Origin of the sequence: Amycolatopsis sp. lyj-109, assembly GCF_046548995.1 — a bacterium.
In the GTDB taxonomy this organism is placed as follows: Bacteria; Actinomycetota; Actinomycetes; order Mycobacteriales; family Pseudonocardiaceae; genus Amycolatopsis.
Genome location: NZ_JAJPWR010000003.1, coordinates 334516 through 351070 on the forward strand (window position 1 = coordinate 334516; position 16555 = coordinate 351070).

The following is a 16555-nucleotide window of genomic DNA, read 5'->3' on the forward strand; positions in this document are numbered from 1 at the left end:
CGATGTTCTGGCGTCCCGCGTTCGAGGTCGACCCGGGCCGGGTCCTGGGTCCGCTGAAGCGCGGCCGCGGGTCGCTCAACATCCTCACCGACGAGCGCGGCATCACCTGGCTCGCGACGAACACGCCCGACGGCCCCGGCACCCTGGCGCTGCGCCGGTTGCCGGACGGCCGCATCGAGGCCGCGGCCTGGGGTGCGGCGAAGGACCGCCTGCTCACCGGGGTGCCCGCGCTGCTGGGGGCGAACGACGACGACGCGGGCTTCGTGGCGCACCACGACGTCGTCGCGCGGGCCCGCCGGGCGAATCCCGGCCTGCGGCTCGGGTCGACCGGGGTGGTGTGGGATTGGCTGGTGCTCGCCGTGCTGGAGCAGAAGGTGGCCGGCAAGGAAGCGATCCGGTCGTGGGCGGAGCTGTGCCGCCGGTTCGGCGGCCACCCGCCCGGCCCGGCGCCGGAGCGGCTGCGCGTGCCGCCGTCACCGGAGACGCTGAGGGCGCTGCCGGACTGGCACTGGCACCGCGCGGGAGTCGACATCAAGCGCCGGACGGCCCTGGTGAACGCGGCGCGCGTGGCGGGTCACCTGGAGCGCGCGGTGGAGCTGGGCGGGCTCGAGGGACGGCACTGGCTGCGCCAGGTCCCGGGCATCGGAGTCTGGACGGCGGCGGAGATCGCCCAGCGCGCCTGGGGCGACCCGGACGCGGTGAGCTTCGGCGACTACAACATCCCGTCGATGGTGGGCAACGCGGTGCTGGGCACGAAGCTCGACGACACGGGGATGGCGGAGGTGCTGGCGCCGTACGCGCCTCAGCGGCAGCGGGCGGTGCGGTATCTGGAGGCCGCGGGGCACACGCGGCCGCGGTTCGGGCCGCGGATCGAGCTGCGCGACTACCGCGCGATGTGAGGGCTGCGCTGCCTGGGGGGCCGGCCGCGGGCTGAGCGCTCCTGGGCGAGTGACCACCGCTCGCGGAGTGCCGCGAATGACTCATTCGGGACGTCCGAGGTCCCGAATGTGTCATTCGCGACATCGTGGGCACCGCCGGCGCGGACCGGCGGCCGCGCTGCGAGCTACTGCTGCGGCGGGTAGCCATCCGGCGGCGGCGGGTACGGCGGCTGCTGGCCCGGGAATCCCGGCGGCTGCTGGCCGGGGTAGCCCTGCTGCGGCCCGCCATAGCCCTGCTGCGGCGGATATCCCGGCGGCTGCTGCGGCCCGCCATAGCCCTGCTGCGGCGGATATCCCGGCGGCTGCTGTCCCGGAAAGCCTTGCTGCGGTGGGTACCCCGGCTGCTGCTGGTACCCCGGGTACTGCGGCGGGTACGGCGGCTGCTTCGGCTTGTTCGCGTTCACCACGAGCAGCACCACCCCGACGATGCCCGCGAGCACCACCAGCAGGATCAGCAGCGTCAGGACGCTCAGCATCAGCCGTTCCCCTCGTCGAGTGCCGCGCGGACGATCGAGAGCGCCTCGGCGTCGGCGAGACCGAGCTTACGGGTGGTCTTCGCGTACTCCGCCGCCGCTTGCTGGGCTCGGCGGCGGGTCTGGTCGCCCGCTGCCGCGACGAAGCTTCCTGCTCGGCCGCGTGTCTCGATCAGGCCCGCTTCCTCCAGCTCGCGGTACGCCCTCGCCACCGTGTTCGGGGCGATGCCCAGGTCGGCCGCCAACTGCCGGACCGTGGGCAGCTTGGTGCCCACGGCCAGGCTCCGGTCGTTGATCCGGGTCGCGAGGCCGGACCGGACCTGCTCGTACGGCGGGACCGGCGAATCGCTGTCGAAGGGGACGATCACCAGCTCTGCGGACCCGCTCCCGGCCCCGGCAGCTGCTGCGACGGCGGGAACGACGGCCCCGGTGGCGCGTACTGCTGCGGCGCCGGCGGGTACCCCGGCTGCTGCGGGAACCCCTGCGGCGGCGGCGGCGCGTACCCCGGCGCGAACCCCGGCTGCGCGAACCCCGCCGAACCCGGCTGCGCGAATCCTTGCGACGGCGGCGGAGAACCCACCGGCGCGAATCCCTGGGACGGCGCAGAACCCGGCTGCGCGAATCCCTGGGACGGCGGCGGAGAACCCGGCTGCGCGAATCCCGGCGAACCTGCCGGCGGGAAGCCCGGCTGCGCAAAACCCTGCTGTGGCGGGAAACCCGGGTTCGGCGGGAACTGCCCGCGCTTCTTCATCGCCTCTTCGCGCCGCATCTTCGACACCCGGACCGCCACCGCGATGACGAACACGATGATGCCCAGGATGATCAGCCCGAGCACGATGTACCCGAACACGCCGGTGTCGCCGCCACCGCCGGAGTGGTAATGCACCCGCTCCGGGAATTGTGTAGCCATCTGGTCCCTCCCTCTCCGCGGACCAGGTTATCGCCCGGCACCGACAGGAACGGCCGCTTTCACCAGATCGGCGAGATCTTCCGACCCCGCCGGCAGCGCGTCCGCCGGCCACCACCGCAGGTCGTCGGACTCGTCGCTGCGCACCGGCGAAGCGCCCGGCGGGGCGTGCACCGCGAACCGGACGTCGAAGTGCCGGGTCGGCACCCCGAGCGAGCAGGTGATCGGGTGGACGTCGAGGTGCACCGGCTCCGCCACCAGACGCAGCCCGGACATCCCCGACTCCTCCGTCGCCTCCCGCAGCGCCGCGCCGGCGAGCGACACGTCCGACGGCTCGCAGTGGCCGCCGAGCTGCAGCCAGCGGCCGACCCGCGGGTGCAGGGTCAGCAGTACCTGCGTGCCGGTGTGGTCCAGGACCACTGCCGACGCCGTCAGGTGCCCGGCCTCGCAGGAGCGCCGGCACGAATCCTCGCGCGCGGCCAGGAAGCCGAGGAACGCCTGCCGCAGCGACTCCTGGCCGGCGACAGCAGGCCGCCACGACGAAAGTGCCGCGACGGCGTCCGCGTGCAGGCTCACAGCTCCAGCAGTCCTTCCCCGGCCAGGGCCGGTCCGCGCGGGTCCGGCTCGGACAGCGGTACGCCGATGGCGACCGAACCCAGCGGGTGCCAGCGCTCGTCGAGGCCGAGGACGTCCCGGACGACGTCCGCGGCGAAGATCGTCGACCCGATCCAGCACGATCCCAGGCCCTCGGCCGCCAGCGCGACCAGCAGGCCCTGGACCGCGGCGCCGCCGGCCACGGTGAACATCGTCTTCTCGCACGCGTTGCGGCGGTCGTCGCGGTAGGTGTGCGCGCCGTCCGGCACCAGGAACGGGATGACGATTTCGGGGGCCCGGTACAGGATGTCGCCGCGGCTGAGCCGCTTCGCGACCTGCTCCGGCGTGAAGTCGTCCCCGGCCAGGTCGGCCTGCCACGACTCGCGCATCGCGTCGAGCAGCTTCTTCCGAACGCCGGAATCGCGCAGCCAGACGAACCGGACCGGGTGCGTGTGGTGCGGCGCGGGCGCGGTCAGTGCCGAGCCCACCGCCCGCCGGATCGAGGTGGGGGAGACCGGCTCGTCCGCGAAGTGCCGCACCGAACGCCGGGCTGGGACGGCTTCCCGGCGGCCCTGTGCGACGGCCTCGTTGACGCCCAGCCGGAACAGGTCCTCCTCCAGCGGGCGGATCAGGTCCCGCGCGGACGAGCCGTCGTCCTCCGGGAGAAACCCGCGGACGACCGCGACCGGCGTCCCGCCGAGCTTGCCCTTGACCAGGTCGGCGGCCGCGGCGAGCTCGTCGGCGACGGCGACCTCGGTGACGGCGAGCTCGTTGCCCTGCCCGTCGATCTGCCCGCGGTAGGCGTGCAGCACGCGCAGCCCGGACGAGCCGATCGCGGCGTCGGTCTGCCCGACCCGCCAGGCGCGGCCCATGGTGTCGGTGACGACGACGGCGACCTCGACGCCGAGCCGCTCCCGCAGCCCGTTGCGCAGCGCCAGCGCCGAAGCGTCCGGGTCGGAGGGCAGCAGCGCGACCTCGTCACCGGCCACATTGGACGCGTCGATCCCGGACGCGGCCTGCACGATCCCCAGCCGGTTCTGGGTGATCACCGTGCGCGCGATCCGCGCGACGATCCGCACGGCCTCCTGCTCGACGAGCTTCCGGCGTTCGGCGTCGCGGGCCTCGGGGTCGCTGGGCACGCGCACCAGCATGCCCTCGGCCTTGGAGACGATCTTGCTGGTCACGACCACGACGTCGCCGGAGCGCAGCCAGGGCGCGGCGGTCACGATCGCGCCGGTCAGGTCGTCGCCGGGGCGGAACTCCGGCAGCCCGGTGACGGGCAGGATCTCCAGTTTCGGGGAGGCGTGGTCAGCGGTGTCGGTCAACGGGGGCTCCAGCCAGTTCCAGGGCGGCGCGGGCCATCGCCGCGGTCGCGTCCACATCGGACATCAGCAGCGGGACGTCGCGGACGGTCACGCCCGGCACGTCGGCCGTCTCGCCTTCGGCGATCAGCCAGCCGTCGAGGACACCGCCGTCCTTGCGCGCGCCGTAGTGCCGCCCGACCGCCTCCGCGGACGTCTCGACGCCGATCGCGGTCAGGCACGCGTCGGCCATCCCGCGCAGCGCCTTGCCGCCGATGATCGGGGACACCCCGACGACCCCGGCCGACGTCTTGCGCAGCGCGTCCCGGACCCCCGGCACGCCCAGCACGGTGCCCACCGAGACGACCGGGTTGGACGGCGCGAACAGCACGGCGTCGGCGTCCTTCAGAGCTTCCAGCACGCCCGGCGCGGGCTTGGCCTCGTCGTTGCCGACCGCGACGATCGAGTGCGCCTTCGGCTCGGCGCGGTAGCGCACCCACCACTCCTGGAAGTGGACGGCCTTCTGCTGCCCGTCCTGCTCCGGGTCGTCGATCACGACGTGCGTCTCGACCCGGTCGTCGGACATCGGCAGCAGCCGGACGCCGGGCTGCCAGCGGTCGCACAGGGCCTCGGTGACCGCCGAGAGCGGGTAGCCCGCGCGCAGCATCCGCGACCGGATCAGGTGGGTGGCGATGTCCTTGTCGCCGAGCCCGAACCAGTCGGGGTCGGCGCCGTAGGCCGCCAGCTCCTCCTTGACCACCCAGGTCTCGCCCGAGTGCCCCCAGCCGCGTTCGGGGTCGATCCCGCCACCCAGGGTGTACATGCAGGTGTCCAGGTCGGGACAGATCCGCAGCCCGTGCATCCAGACGTCGTCGCCGGTGTTGACCAGCGCCGTCACCTCGTGCGCGGACTCGGAGGCACCTTCCGGTGCCATGCCCAAAGCCGCCTTCACACCCAAGAGGAAGCGGGCCCCGCCCACTCCGCCGACCACTACCACGATCTTCACGACGTCGAATCCTCGCACGAGCCGGGTGCGGGCACCCAGTACCGGTATCTGTGGTGCGGGGCGTAGCCGAGCCCCGCGTAGAGCGCGAGCGCGCCCGAGTTCCCCTCCGCGACCTGCAACACCGCGTGGTCCGCTCCGTGTTCCGCACCCCACGTCTGCACCGCGCTCATCAGCGCCGACGCCAGCCCGCGGCGGCGGAAGGCCGGGGCGACCGCCAGCCGCCCGACGTGCAGCCAGCCGTCGACCAGGGACCCGCGGACGACGCCGGCGGTGCTGCCGTCGATCACCGCCACGCCGTAGCCGACCTTCCCGGCGGTCAGCACCTGCCGCGCAGCGGGCGAGTCCTCGCCAGGCCGCAGCGCGAGCCCCCACCACCCCGGCGGCGCCTCATCGGGCACTTTCACGTGAAAGTGCCCACCTGGGGGCGGCACTTTCACGTGAAAGTGCCGCTTGGTGAGGACGACGACCTCGTGGCCGGCGCCGTGCCCGGTGGCCGGGACCCAGCCGGCGGCGGCGATGGCGTGCTCGTTCCGGCTGTCGCGGACCACCTGCACCATCGGGGCGATCCCCCGATCGTGGGCGAAATCACACACCGCGCGCAACGCCTGGTCGAGCGGCCGGCCGGCGTCGCCGACCGCGAGTGCGCTGTTGGCGCGCCCGGTGAAACCGTCCGCCCAGCGCAGGCGCCACTCACCCAAGGGATCCTCGACCAGGGGCAGCCATGCTTTGCTGCAGGTGATTTCGAGCTTCTCGCGGGCGTTCACCGCTAGATTGTGACGGAGACGGTGAAAGTCGCGGGAGCGGATTTCGCAGGAGGTGCGGCGTGGGTATCCAGCGCAAGGACGAGCGGCACAACGAGAAGCTCGTCGACGAGATCGCCGAAGGGTTCAACCGAGCCGTGGGGGAGAAGAAGACTGAGGACGAGGCCCCCAAGCCGCGCTTCGTCATCACCGGCGACGCCCGGGCGACCCCGCCCCCGCGCCGCCGGGAGAGGTGAGCCCATACCCCGGGTATGGCTAAGGCTTGCCTCACCGACCGAACGGGTGCCGACGCCGCGTAATGTCGGCACCCGACTGGCTGTTCGCAAAGACTGGTTTGCAGAGACTGGTTTGCAGAGAAAAGCAGGAGTGCGCAGTGACCTACGTGATCGCCGAGCCCTGCGTCGACGTGCTCGACAAGGCGTGTATCGACGAGTGCCCCGTGGACTGCATCTACGAGGGCGAGCGGATGCTGTACATCCACCCGGACGAGTGTGTCGACTGCGGCGCCTGCGAGCCGGTCTGCCCGGTCGAGGCGATCTACTACGAGGACGACGTCCCGGACAACTGGTCGGACTACACCAAGGCCAACGTCGACTTCTTCGACGAGCTGGGCTCGCCCGGCGGTGCGTCCAAGGTGGGCAAGACCGCCCACGACCCGGCCTTCATCAAGGCGCTGCCCCCGCAGGGCGAATGAACCGGATCGCGCTGCCCGACTTCCCCTGGGATTCGCTCGCCGAGGTCAAGGCCACGGCGCAGGCGCATCCCGGCGGGGTCGTCGACCTCTCCATCGGCACGCCGGTCGACCCGGTCCCGGACGGCATCCGCGAGGCGCTTGCGTCGGTCTCGGCGATCCCCGGGTACCCGACCACCCACGGCATCCCGGAGCTCCGGGAAGCCGCGCGCGATGCGCTTTCCCGGCGTCACGGCGTCGACGGCATCGAGCCGGACGCCGTGCTGCCGACGATCGGGTCCAAGGAGGCCGTGGCCTGGCTGCCGCGGCTGCTCGGCTTCGGCCCCGGCGACGTCGTCGTCATCCCGGAGCTGGCCTACCCGACGTACGAGGTCGGCGTGCTGCTGGCAGGCGCGTCGATCCTGCGGTCCGACGGCCTGACCGCGCTCGGCCCGCAGAAGCCGGCGATGATCTGGCTGAACTCGCCGTCCAACCCGACCGGCCAGGTGCTGCCGGTCGAGCACCTGCGCAAGGTCGTCGAGTGGGCGCGCGAGCGGGACGTCGTCGTGGTCTCCGACGAGTGCTACCTGGCGCTCGGCTGGGAGTCCGACCCGCTGTCGGTGCTGCACCCGGACGTCTGCGACGGCCGGACCGACGGCCTGATCGCGGTGCACTCGCTGTCGAAGTCGGCGAACCTGGCCAGCTACCGCGCCGGGTTCCTGACCGGTGACCCCCGCCTGATCAAGCAGCTCCTGGAAGTCCGCAAGCACGCGGGCATGATCGTGCCGCGCCCGGTCCAGGAGGCGATGGTCGCCGCCCTGACCGACGACGAGGCCCTGCGCACGCAACGCGAGCGCTACGCCCGCCGCCGGCTCGTCCTGCGGAAGGCGTTGCTGGACAACGGCTTCCGCATCGACCACTCCGAAGCGGGGCTCTACCTCTGGGCCACCAGGGACGAGGACTCCCCGGCGACGGTCCGGTGGCTGGCCGACCGCGGGATCCTGGTCGCGCCCGGGACGTTCTACGGCCCGAAGGGCGGCAAGCACGTCCGTGTCGCGCTGACGGCGACGGACGAGCGCGTCGACGCCGCCGTGGAGCGGCTGACTCAGTAGTCGCGGCCGGTGAGGCCCCGGTAGACGAACCGCGTGAGCATTTCGACGGCTTCTTCGTCGGTCGGCGCGGTCCCCTCCGGGGCCGAGCCGTGCAGCCACGTCGCCGCGAACGAGTCGACCAGGTGGTAGATCAGCATGCCGCAGTGGTCGGGGTCCGCCGGCAGCCGCAGACCGGCCCGGGTGATGTACGCGAGGTGGTCGTCGAGATCGGTGGCCTGGGACGTGCTGAACCGCGCCAGCGTGCGCGCGAACGACTCGCTCACCATCGCGGCCTGGCGCAGGGCCAGCATCGTCGCGGCGTTGTCCCGGTAGAAGGTCCAGTACTGCTCGACGTGCCAGCGCACGGCCACCGGGTCGCTGAAGTCGGCCAGGTGGTCTTCGCTGTCGGCACTCTCGTCGCCTGACGCCGCGATGTCGGCCATGAGCGCTTCCAGGAGCTCTTCCTTGCCCGCGAAGTGGTTGTAGAACGACCCCGCGGCCCGGCCCGCTTCGGCGGTGATGTCGGTGATCTTCGTGTTCAGGTAGCCCTTCCGGGCGAAGACGCGCTTGGCCGCGGCCTTCAGCGCGCTCTCGGTCTCCGCGGCCTTTTCCTTGCGGCTCGTCGCCGTCATCGCCACCTCCCTTGACAGGGGACGCTAGCAGCGCCATTCTGAATCCAGATTCACTGAACCGAAATTCACTGGGAGGGTGACATGGACACTCGGGTGCTGATCGCGGGAGCAGGGCCGACCGGGCTGACGCTGGCCATCGAGCTGGCGCGGCGGGACGTCGCCGTGCGGATCATCGACAAGGCTTCGGAGTACTTCGTCGGTTCGCGCGGCGACGGGATGCAGCCGCGCACGCTGGAGGTGTTCGAGGACCTGGGGGTGCTCGACGCGGTGCTGGCCGCGGGCATGGCCCCGGTCGCGACGCAGATCCACCTCGGCGGCGAGGTGGTCGGCGAGCGGATGATGTTCGATCTGGTCGAGCCGACGCCGTCGAAGCCGTACCCGACCGGCTGGTTCCTGGGCCAGTCGCAGACCGAGGGCATCCTGCGCGACCGGCTGGCCGAGTTCGGCGTGCGCGTCGAGCTGAACACCGCGCTGACCGGCTTCGAGCAGGACGCCGACGGCGTCACGGCCACGCTGAGCACGGGCGAGACCGTCCGCGCGGAGTACCTGGCCGGCGCCGACGGAGGCAAGAGCTTCGTGCGCAAGGCGCTGGGGATCGCGTTCGAGGGCACGACCGACGAGTCGATCCGGATGCTGCTCGGCGACGTCGTGGCCGAGGGCCTCGACCGCAGCTTCGGTCACTGGTTCGCGACGCCGGACGAGCCGATGAACGGCATGATGTTCAGCCCGCTGCCGGGGACACCGCACTTCCAGTTCGGCGCCTCGCTCCCCGACGGCGAGACCGACGTCGAGACGGCGTTGCCCGCGGTCCAGGCCCGGCTCGACGTGCTGAGCGGCGGCACGGTCAAGCTGTCCGGCCTCGCCTGGTCGACGGTGTGGCGGCCGAACATCCGCCTGGCGGCCCGCTTCCGCGACGGCCGGGTGTTCCTGGCCGGCGACGCGGCGCACGTCCACCCGCCGACCGGCGGGCAGGGGCTGAACACGGGCATCCAGGACGGCTACAACCTGGGCTGGAAGCTCGCGGACGGGGCACCGGAGCTGCTGGACAGCTACGAGATCGAGCGGCGCACGGTCGCGGCCCGGGTGCTGGGGGTCACGGCGGGCATCCTGCAGAAGTACGTGGACGGCGACGAGGACGCCCACCGGCGTGGGGAAGACACGCAGCAGCTGGACATCACGTACCGCGGTGGTCCGCTGTCACCGGCGGGGACCGGAGAGCTGCGGCCGGGGGACCGGGCGCCGGACTCGCCGCTGGTGGACGCGAACGGGAAGCGGGTGCGGCTGTTCGAGCTGTTCCGCGGGCCGCACGCGACGGAGCTGGTCTTCGGCGAAGGCCCGACGTCCGGCTACCGGATCCTCCCGGCGGGGAGCGTGGCGACTGGCGCGGACCTGGTCGACGAGGGCGGCCACGCGTACGCGGCCTACGAAGCTTCGGCCGGCCGCCGAGTGCTGATCCGCCCGGACGGCTACGTCTGGTCCATCTCCGGCTCGTGAGTGGTAATTCGGGTTAGAACCCTAATTACCACTCACGAGGGGTTAGGCGTGGAGGGCTTGGGCGGCCGCGTCGACCGCGGCCCAGGAGGCGCGCCAGGTGGCGCGGGCCTCGGCGCGGCGGGCCAGCTCGCGCTCGGCGATGCGGCCCGCCACGAACCCCATCGGGCCGTCCACGGACTCCAGGACCGTCCGCATCCGCTCGGCCGCGTTCACCGCGTCCTGGTGGTCGCCCAGCACCGTCTGGAAGTCCTTCGTCGCCTTCAGCAGCGTCTTGATCCTCGCCACCTGCTTCTTCTTCGCCGACGTCTGGGCCAGCTCGGCGGCGTACCGCAGCTTCTTCCCGTGGATGCGCAACGCGTGCAGGTCGTCGTCCGGAGGATCCGAGGGCAACGCGCGAACTGCCTTCGCCAGCTTCCGGTGCGGCTTCGCCAGGCCCGCGATCAGGTCGTGCGGCCGATCGGCGGGCGGGACGGCCTCCGCCCGCGTCAGCAGGCTCACCTCACGCAGCAACGTCGAGTACCGGGCACTCGACAGCGCCCGCGTCAGGCGCCGCTTCGCCGAAGCACGCTCGCTGACGAACTTCGATACCAGGCGGCGGCCCGGGGCCTGGTCGCGGACCTCGAAGTCGGCGATGACCTCGCGCAGGTGCTCGATCAGCACGTCGTAGTCCCGCACCTCGCCGAGGGACTGGCCCAGCCAGCCCAGCTCCGCGCGCACCGGCTCGGCGCCGTCGCCGACCAGGTCGCCGGACAGCTTCAGCACGCTGCGCATCCGCCGCAGCGCCACGCGCATCTGGTGCAGGTCCTCCGGATCCGCTCCCGAGCGCGTGCCCGGTTCGTGCGCCAGCAGCGCGCGGATCTCGCGGTCGAGCTTGGCCCGCACGTGGTGGACCGCCGGGTCGGCCGGACGCGCTTCGACGGGCGCGTCCGGCAGTCCCAGCTCGGCCGGGGTGCGACGCAACGATTCGGTGGTCACCCCATGAATGGTAGGTGAACGAAGAGCCTCAGTCGTTGGCGTGCAGCGCCGCGTTCAGTTCGACACCGGAGCCGGTCCGCGCCACGACCTCGACCGCGCCGCTGGCCGAGTTGCGCCGGAACACCGCGCCCGAAATGCCGTTGAGCTCGCGGGCCTTGACGACCTTGCCCTCGACGACGACCTTCGTGCCCGCCGTCACGTACAGGCCCGCCTCGACGACCGTGTCGTCGCCCAGCGAAATCCCGACGCCGCCGTTCGCGCCGATCAGGCAGCGCTCGCCCAGGGAGATCGTCTCCTTGCCGCCGCCGGAAAGCGTGCCCATGATCGACGCGCCGCCGCCGACGTCGGAGCCGTCGCCGACGACCACGCCGGCCGAAATGCGGCCCTCGACCATCGACGCGCCGAGCGTGCCGGCGTTGAAGTTGACGAAGCCTTCGTGCATCACCGTCGTGCCGGACGCCAGGTGCGCGCCGAGCCGGACGCGGTCGGCGTCACCGATGCGGACACCGGACGGCATGACGTAGTCGACCATCCGCGGGAACTTGTCGACGCTGTAGACGGTCACCGCGCCGCGCGCCCGCAGCCGCAGCCGGGTCGTCTCGAAGCCTTCGACCGGGCACGGGCCGTGGTTGGTCCACACGACGTTGGCGAGGAGGCCGAAGAGGCCGTCGAGGTTCTGGCCGTGCGGGCGGACCAGCCGGTGCGAGAGCAGGTGCAGCCGCAGGTAGATGTCGTGGGTGTCCGCGGGAGCGTCGGCGAGCTTGCCGATCGTGGTGCGCACGGCGACGACCTCGACCCCGCGGTCGGTGTCCGGGCCGAGCAGCGCCGCGGCGGCCTCGCCGAGCAGCTCGGTGACCTCTTCGGCGCTCAGCCGCTCGGTGCCGGGCGTGCCGCTTTCGATCAGCTTGGGGTGCGGGTACCAGGTGTCGAGGACCGTCCCGTCGGTCGTGACGGTGGCCAGCCCGACGCCGCTGGCGCCGGTCGTTTCGGGGTTCGGGCTCTGCTCGCTCACGGCCCTCACGGTAGTCGAGTGACGCCGATCAACCACTCGTGGGCCGCGCGTCTACCTGCTTCTTCAGGCCTTCAAGCGCCGCGGCGATGTCGACCAGCGCCTGCGAGCAGGGACCGCCCGCGGCCGGGACGGTCGTGCAGCCCGCGCTCCGGAACGCCCCGACCGCCTGGTCCAGCTTGGCGGCCTCGGCGGTCAGCTGCGGGTCGCGGTCGTCCGCGCGCTTGCGGGCCGCGCCCGGCACGTTGCCGACCTCGGTGACGTACTTCTCACAGCCCTTCGGCAGCTGGGTGCGCGGGCTCGCGTAGCACTGGTCGACGGTCAGCGCGGCCAGCTTCGTCGGCAGCGCGTCCGGGCCGGGCTCCCCGCGGGTGCGCGGCGGCGTGGGCCCGGCCTCGTTCCCGCAGCCCGACAGGACCAGGACCAGCACCGCGCCGCCCACGGCGACTCCCAACCTGCGCACACCCCCACGGTAGCGTGCGGTGCATGAGCCTCGACCTGCACGCCGACCCGGTGGACCTGACCGCAGCGCTGGTGGACATCTTCAGCGTGTCCGGCGCCGAGGCGGAGATCGCGACCGCGGTGCAGGAAGCGTTGCGCACGCAGGCTCCGCACCTCGAGGTCGTCCGCAACGGCGACGCCGTCCTCGCGCGGACCAACCTCGGCCGCGGGTCGCGGGTCGTGCTCGCCGGGCACCTGGACACCGTGCCGGAGAACGGCAACCTCCCTTCGCGGCGCGAAGGCACCGGTGACGAAGAGATCCTGCACGGCCTCGGCACGGTCGACATGAAGGGCGGCGACGCGGTCTTCCTGCACCTGGCGGCGACGCTGGCCGAGCCGAAGCACGACATCACCTTCGTCTTCTACGACAACGAAGAGGTCGAAGCGGTCAAGAACGGCCTCGGCCGGATCGAGCGGGAGCTGCCGGAGTGGCTGGCCGGCGACCTGGCGATCGTCGGCGAGCCGTCGAACGGCGTGATCGAGGCCGGCTGCCAGGGCACCATGCGCGTCGAGCTGCGGCTGGCGGGAAAGCGGGCGCACACCGCGCGGGCGTGGATGGGCGAGAACGCGATCCACGCGCTGGCCGAGCCGCTGCGGCGGCTGGGGGAGTACACGCCGCGGATCGTCGACATCGACGGCCTGACCTACCGCGAGGGCCTCCAGGCGACGTCGATCAGCGGTGGCGTCGCGGGCAACGTGGTTCCGGACGCGGCGGTGCTGACGGTGAACCACCGCTTCGCTCCCGACCGCGACGCGGCGGCGGCCGAACGGCACCTGCGCGAGGTTTTCGACGGTTTCGAACTGTCCGTTGTGGACCTGTCCCCGGGCGCGCTCCCAGGCTTGTCGGCCCCGGCGGCGGCGGAACTGGTGGCGGCGGCAGGCGGCCGCGCGGCGGCCAAGCTGGGCTGGACCGACGTCGCCCGCTTCGCGGCCCGGGGCATGGCGGCGGTGAACTTCGGGCCGGGCAACCCGACCTTGGCGCACACGAAGCAGGAAAACGTCCGGACGGCGGAGATCCGCCAGGTGACGGACGTCCTCCGCAAGTTCCTGGGCTGAGCCCGCGGCGCCCCGGTGCGGGCGCGTTGTGGCCCTCGTCACAGTCGGAGTCCTGAGCTGCGGTGACGCTCCGCCACCGCAGGTCACCGCAACTTTTCCCGGCCGCGGCCCGTATGTCCTTCTGAAGCCGTGCACCCGGGGAGGACCCATGCCGAAAACCGCGAGACGAGCCGCGGCCGTGGCCGTGCTCGCCCTGGCGGTGGCCGGATGTGGCGTGGAAAGACAGCCCGTTGCCGCGCCGGCGGCCGGGCCGGTCCTCACCGCCATCGGGGAGGCCACCTCCATCCCGCCGCCGCCGGCCGAGCGGGAGCCCGTGACGCAGAGCGCGCCCGTCGAGGTCGCCATCACCTTCCCGCGGACCGGGTCCGGCCAGTGGATGTTCACCCCGGGCAGCGACGAGGTCGCCGGCAAGTCGGGCCGGCTGATGCGCTACCGGATCGCCATCGAGACCGACATCGACGGCGTGGGGCCCGCCGAGTTCGCCAAGGACATCCGCGCCATCCTCGGCGACTCGCGTGGCTGGACCGCCGGCGGGCAGTGGCGGCTGCAGCAGGTCGGCCCGGCCGACGGCGCCGACTTCACCCTCTACCTGGCCACGCCGTCCAGCCGCGACAAGCTCTGCGGCGGCACGCCGGACAGCTACACCTCCTGCCGCAACGGCAGCAACGTCGTGCTCAACGTCGCCCGCTGGGCCAACGCCGTGCCGAACTACGGGGCTCCGCTCGCGGCCTACCGGCAGTACATGGTGACCCACGAGACCGGACACCGGCTGGGACAGGGCCACGAGCTGTGCCCGGGGCCGGGCAAGCCGGCGCCGGTGATGGAGCAGCAGACGCTCGGACTGCACGGCTGCGTCCCGAACCCGTGGCCGTTCCCCGACGGCAACCGCGAATACGCCGGCCCGCCGGGCGAGTACGACGACCCGATCCCGGCGGGCGACTCCTGATCTAGGCTCGTTGGCATGCCGGACAGCACCTCGACGTCGCGCGTGGTCGGAGGCGATGTCGTCGAGGGGCGGCAACGTCTCGTCTTCATCCGCAACAGCGGTTACCACGCACTCGGCACGCTCGGTGTCTTCGCGGACGGCGCCGTCCTCTGGAACTACGAAACGACCGATTTCGCCGGTCTCCGCGCCGCGTTCGCCGACGGCACGCTGACCCTTACCCCGCCCGAGGGCGCCCCGCTCATCATTACCGGCACGGCAAAGGGAACCGTGCCGGCCCTGGAGTCGTGGCTGACTCCGGAGCTGCTGATCGGCGAACTCGCCGACGAGGTCGACAAGCTCAACGACCGGCCGGACTCTTCCGGGCGCTGCTGGGACACGCTGGTGGCGTACGCCGCGGATCCGACCGCGGCCAACCTCGAGCTCGTCCGCGAGTCGTACCACGCGGTGCCCGAGCACCGCCGGATCTTCATGCTCGGCGACATGGACCACAACGACGTCCCGGTGCGGATCCTGCTCGCGGAGGTGGGCGAGACGATCCCGGCCCGGCGCCCGGGCCGGACGCTCGAGGTGACCCCGGAGCTCCGGGAGTGGGCGCTCGGCTACTTCCGCAGGAGCGAGGCCGGTGTCGCCGGAGACCGGACGCGTCGGGTGGCGGACGGACCGGAGACGACCGTCCCGCTCGTCGTGGGCGGCACCGTCTACCCGAGCGGCTGGCCCGATCCGGCCGGCCTGGAGGTCCTGCAGATCGACTACCCGGCGGCGGTGACCCGCGGCGGCCGGGAGTACGCGAGCGTCATGCACGCCTACTGGGCGCTGTCCACCGACGACGCCGGGTGGCACGACCGGATCGCCGCCGCCTCCCGTGGCCTTGACGCCCGGACCCTCGGCGAGGACGCGCCCCGGCGGGCGGGCTGGCCGGCGGCCCGGCTGGGCGTGATGGCGGCGCTGCTGCGGGACAAGTTCGAGCGCCACCCGGCCATGGCGGCGACGTTGCTGGGCACGGGTGACGCCCGCCTGCTCTACAGCGACTGGGCTTCGAAGTACTGGAGCTCGAACGGTGCCGACTGGCTGGGCCGGCTCCTGGAACTCGTCCGTTCCGAGCTGGCCGTCGGCCGACCTACCGGCCCTGCAACGCCTTGACGTTGTTGCCGAACGTCCAGCCCTTCGAGCCGTCCCAGTTGATCGACCAGTCCATCAGGCCCTTGAGGCCCGGAACCGAGCGCCACGCCTGGGAAACCAGGCTCGGCGACAGGTACCCACCGCCCGCGCCGGGCTGGGCGGGCAGGCCGGGGACCTGCTTGTCGTAGGGCACCCGGATCGTCGTGCCCTGCACGACCAGGCCGTTGTTCAGGCACTGGGTCTGCACGGTGAAGCCCTGCACGGTCCCGGCCTGGTACGAATCGCCGGAGCAGCCGTACATCGAGCCGTTGTAGTACTGCATGTTCAGCCACCACAGCCGGCCGTTGTCCGCGTACTTCTTGATGATCGGCAGGTACGCGCCCCAGATCGAGCCGTAGGCGACGCTGCCGCCGGTCACGTACGCGGTCTCGGGCGCCATCGTGAGCCCGAAGTTCGACGGCATCCGCGCGAGCACGCCGTCGATGATCCGGATCAGGTTGGACTGCGACGCCGAAAGCGTCTTGATGTTCCCGGTGTTCGTCAGCCCGGTCTCGATGTCGATGTCGATCCCGTCGAAGTTGTACTGCTTCAGGATCGGCACGACGGTGGCGACGAACCGGTCGGCCACCGCGGACGACGAGAGGTCGATCCCGGCGGCCGCGCCCCCGATGGAGAGCAGGATCGTCGCGCCCGCGGCCTTCGCGGCGCACATCTCGGCGGGGGTGGACACCTTGACCCCGGCGTCCATCCCGTTCTCCCACAACACGGTTCCGTCGGAGCGGATCACCGGGAAGGCCGCGTTGACGACGTTGTAGCCGTGCTGGGCCAGCCGGCTGTCGGTGATCGGGACCCAGCCCAGCCCGGGGTGGACGCCGTTCGCGGCGCCGTCCCAGTTTTCCCAGTAGCCCTGGAGGACCTTGCCCGCGGGCCGCGATTTCACCGCGCAGGTGTCGGCCTGCACCGCCCCCTGCGCGGGGGCCGAGGCGAACAGCGGGACGGCGAGCAGTGCCGTCAGGAGGGTTCCGAGCAGGCGGCTTCTCATACCGGCTCCCATCGTCGTTGAGGGGCGAACGCGGCGTGTC

At 72.2% G+C, this 16555-nt stretch carries 20 protein-coding genes; 8 read left to right on the top strand and 12 right to left on the bottom strand.

The genetic code is table 11. From position 1 onward, the window contains the following. Positions 1–2 precede the first annotated feature (2 nt). A complete protein-coding gene (locus tag ACLJQF_RS08990) occupies positions 3–899 on the top strand; it encodes a DNA-3-methyladenine glycosylase family protein (RefSeq protein ID WP_410607756.1) in 897 nt (298 codons plus the stop codon). A gap of 164 nt (positions 900–1063) precedes the next feature. Here the strand turns inward: ACLJQF_RS08990 and ACLJQF_RS08995 are convergent, their stop codons facing one another. Genes ACLJQF_RS08995 through ACLJQF_RS09025 form a run of 7 tightly spaced genes read right to left on the bottom strand, consistent with a single transcriptional unit; the run spans position 1064 to position 5983 of the window. Beyond that, on the bottom strand, positions 1064–1414 hold the full coding sequence (locus ACLJQF_RS08995) for a hypothetical protein (RefSeq protein WP_410607757.1): 351 nt from the start codon (positions 1412–1414) through the stop codon (positions 1064–1066). Beyond that, on the bottom strand, positions 1414–1779 hold the full coding sequence (locus tag ACLJQF_RS09000; protein WP_410607758.1) for a GntR family transcriptional regulator: 366 nt from the start codon (positions 1777–1779) through the stop codon (positions 1414–1416). The genes ACLJQF_RS08995 and ACLJQF_RS09000 overlap by 1 nt, the downstream gene beginning before the upstream one ends. Then, the gene (locus ACLJQF_RS09005) at positions 1776–2321 is read right to left on the bottom strand and encodes a hypothetical protein (RefSeq protein ID WP_410607759.1); all 546 of its coding nucleotides are present in this window, start codon (positions 2319–2321) and stop codon (positions 1776–1778) included. The genes ACLJQF_RS09000 and ACLJQF_RS09005 overlap by 4 nt, the downstream gene beginning before the upstream one ends. Before the next feature lie 27 nt (positions 2322–2348). Beyond that, positions 2349–2894 (bottom strand): NUDIX hydrolase, encoded by a 546-nt coding sequence (locus ACLJQF_RS09010; protein ID WP_410607760.1) that lies wholly within the window; start codon positions 2892–2894, stop codon positions 2349–2351. After that, positions 2891–4237: a coenzyme F420-0:L-glutamate ligase gene (locus tag ACLJQF_RS09015; protein ID WP_410607761.1), complete on the bottom strand. Its 1347-nt coding sequence runs from the start codon at positions 4235–4237 to the stop codon at positions 2891–2893. Before ACLJQF_RS09015 ends, ACLJQF_RS09010 begins: the two co-directional genes overlap by 4 nt. Beyond that, complete coding sequence (gene cofD / locus ACLJQF_RS09020) at positions 4221–5219, bottom strand: 2-phospho-L-lactate transferase (protein ID WP_410607762.1); 999 nt, start codon at positions 5217–5219, stop codon at positions 4221–4223. The genes ACLJQF_RS09015 and cofD overlap by 17 nt, the downstream gene beginning before the upstream one ends. Then, positions 5216–5983 (bottom strand): GNAT family N-acetyltransferase, encoded by a 768-nt coding sequence (locus tag ACLJQF_RS09025; RefSeq protein WP_410607763.1) that lies wholly within the window; start codon positions 5981–5983, stop codon positions 5216–5218. Before ACLJQF_RS09025 ends, cofD begins: the two co-directional genes overlap by 4 nt. 59 nt (positions 5984–6042) lie before the next feature. Here ACLJQF_RS09025 and ACLJQF_RS09030 point away from each other — a divergent pair, with 59 nt between their 5' ends. The 3 genes from ACLJQF_RS09030 to dapC all read left to right on the top strand — a co-directional run bounded on the left by ACLJQF_RS09030 (position 6043) and on the right by dapC (position 7762). Then, positions 6043–6216 carry a hypothetical protein gene (locus tag ACLJQF_RS09030; RefSeq protein ID WP_285988400.1) on the top strand — a complete coding sequence of 58 codons (174 nt, stop codon included), beginning with the start codon at positions 6043–6045 and terminating at the stop codon, positions 6214–6216. A gap of 137 nt (positions 6217–6353) precedes the next feature. Further along, on the top strand, positions 6354–6674 hold the full coding sequence (fdxA, locus tag ACLJQF_RS09035) for a ferredoxin (RefSeq protein ID WP_003083029.1): 321 nt from the start codon (positions 6354–6356) through the stop codon (positions 6672–6674). Then, on the top strand, positions 6671–7762 hold the full coding sequence (dapC, locus tag ACLJQF_RS09040; protein ID WP_410607764.1) for a succinyldiaminopimelate transaminase: 1092 nt from the start codon (positions 6671–6673) through the stop codon (positions 7760–7762). Before fdxA ends, dapC begins: the two co-directional genes overlap by 4 nt. Here dapC and ACLJQF_RS09045 read toward each other — a convergent pair. Next, positions 7756–8373, bottom strand: coding sequence for a TetR/AcrR family transcriptional regulator (locus ACLJQF_RS09045; RefSeq protein WP_410607765.1), 618 nt, complete (start codon positions 8371–8373; stop codon positions 7756–7758). The genes dapC and ACLJQF_RS09045 overlap by 7 nt on opposite strands. An 81-nt stretch (positions 8374–8454) precedes the next feature. Between ACLJQF_RS09045 and ACLJQF_RS09050 the strand changes: the two genes are divergently transcribed. After that, the gene (locus ACLJQF_RS09050) at positions 8455–9867 is read left to right on the top strand and encodes an FAD-dependent monooxygenase (RefSeq protein WP_410607766.1); all 1413 of its coding nucleotides are present in this window, start codon (positions 8455–8457) and stop codon (positions 9865–9867) included. Between the two features lie 42 nt (positions 9868–9909). Here the strand turns inward: ACLJQF_RS09050 and ACLJQF_RS09055 are convergent, their stop codons facing one another. Genes ACLJQF_RS09055 through ACLJQF_RS09065 form a run of 3 tightly spaced genes read right to left on the bottom strand, consistent with a single transcriptional unit; the run spans position 9910 to position 12293 of the window. Further along, positions 9910–10842 (bottom strand): CHAD domain-containing protein, encoded by a 933-nt coding sequence (locus ACLJQF_RS09055; protein ID WP_410607767.1) that lies wholly within the window; start codon positions 10840–10842, stop codon positions 9910–9912. Positions 10843–10870: 28 nt separating this feature from the next. Further along, positions 10871–11854 carry a 2,3,4,5-tetrahydropyridine-2,6-dicarboxylate N-succinyltransferase gene (gene dapD, locus ACLJQF_RS09060; protein WP_410607768.1) on the bottom strand — a complete coding sequence of 328 codons (984 nt, stop codon included), beginning with the start codon at positions 11852–11854 and terminating at the stop codon, positions 10871–10873. 28 nt (positions 11855–11882) lie between these two features. Beyond that, positions 11883–12293: a hypothetical protein gene (locus ACLJQF_RS09065; protein ID WP_410607935.1), complete on the bottom strand. Its 411-nt coding sequence runs from the start codon at positions 12291–12293 to the stop codon at positions 11883–11885. A gap of 44 nt (positions 12294–12337) precedes the next feature. Here ACLJQF_RS09065 and dapE point away from each other — a divergent pair, with 44 nt between their 5' ends. The 3 genes from dapE to ACLJQF_RS09080 all read left to right on the top strand — a co-directional run bounded on the left by dapE (position 12338) and on the right by ACLJQF_RS09080 (position 15494). Beyond that, positions 12338–13408, top strand: a complete 1071-nt coding sequence (gene dapE, locus ACLJQF_RS09070; RefSeq protein ID WP_410607769.1) for a succinyl-diaminopimelate desuccinylase — start codon at positions 12338–12340, stop codon at positions 13406–13408. Between the two features lie 148 nt (positions 13409–13556). Then, complete coding sequence (locus tag ACLJQF_RS09075; RefSeq protein ID WP_410607770.1) at positions 13557–14354, top strand: DUF3152 domain-containing protein; 798 nt, start codon at positions 13557–13559, stop codon at positions 14352–14354. Positions 14355–14369: 15 nt separating this feature from the next. Next, positions 14370–15494, top strand: a complete 1125-nt coding sequence (locus ACLJQF_RS09080) for a hypothetical protein (protein ID WP_410607771.1) — start codon at positions 14370–14372, stop codon at positions 15492–15494. On the opposite strand, the gene ACLJQF_RS09085 is transcribed toward ACLJQF_RS09080, so the two are convergent. After that, positions 15472–16515, bottom strand: a complete 1044-nt coding sequence (locus tag ACLJQF_RS09085; protein WP_410607772.1) for a chitinase — start codon at positions 16513–16515, stop codon at positions 15472–15474. The two genes, ACLJQF_RS09080 and ACLJQF_RS09085, sit on opposite strands and share 23 nt — an antisense overlap. Positions 16516–16555: the final 40 nt, after the last annotated feature.

Bases quoted from the DNA above. Each gene is read 5' to 3' on its own strand.
- dapC (WP_410607764.1), top strand. From the start codon at position 6,671: ATGAACCGGATCGCGCTGCCCGACTTCCCCTGGGATTCGCTCGCCGAG.
- ACLJQF_RS08995 (WP_410607757.1), bottom strand. From the start codon at position 1,414: ATGCTGAGCGTCCTGACGCTGCTGATCCTGCTGGTGGTGCTCGCGGGC.
- ACLJQF_RS09085 (WP_410607772.1), bottom strand. From the start codon at position 16,515: ATGAGAAGCCGCCTGCTCGGAACCCTCCTGACGGCACTGCTCGCCGTC.
- ACLJQF_RS09080 (WP_410607771.1), top strand. From the start codon at position 14,370: ATGCCGGACAGCACCTCGACGTCGCGCGTGGTCGGAGGCGATGTCGTC.
- ACLJQF_RS09005 (WP_410607759.1), bottom strand. From the start codon at position 2,321: ATGGCTACACAATTCCCGGAGCGGGTGCATTACCACTCCGGCGGTGGC.
- ACLJQF_RS09050 (WP_410607766.1), top strand. From the start codon at position 8,455: ATGGACACTCGGGTGCTGATCGCGGGAGCAGGGCCGACCGGGCTGACG.
- ACLJQF_RS08990 (WP_410607756.1), top strand. From the start codon at position 3: ATGTTCTGGCGTCCCGCGTTCGAGGTCGACCCGGGCCGGGTCCTGGGT.
- ACLJQF_RS09045 (WP_410607765.1), bottom strand. From the start codon at position 8,373: ATGACGGCGACGAGCCGCAAGGAAAAGGCCGCGGAGACCGAGAGCGCG.
- dapE (WP_410607769.1), top strand. From the start codon at position 12,338: ATGAGCCTCGACCTGCACGCCGACCCGGTGGACCTGACCGCAGCGCTG.
- ACLJQF_RS09075 (WP_410607770.1), top strand. From the start codon at position 13,557: ATGCCGAAAACCGCGAGACGAGCCGCGGCCGTGGCCGTGCTCGCCCTG.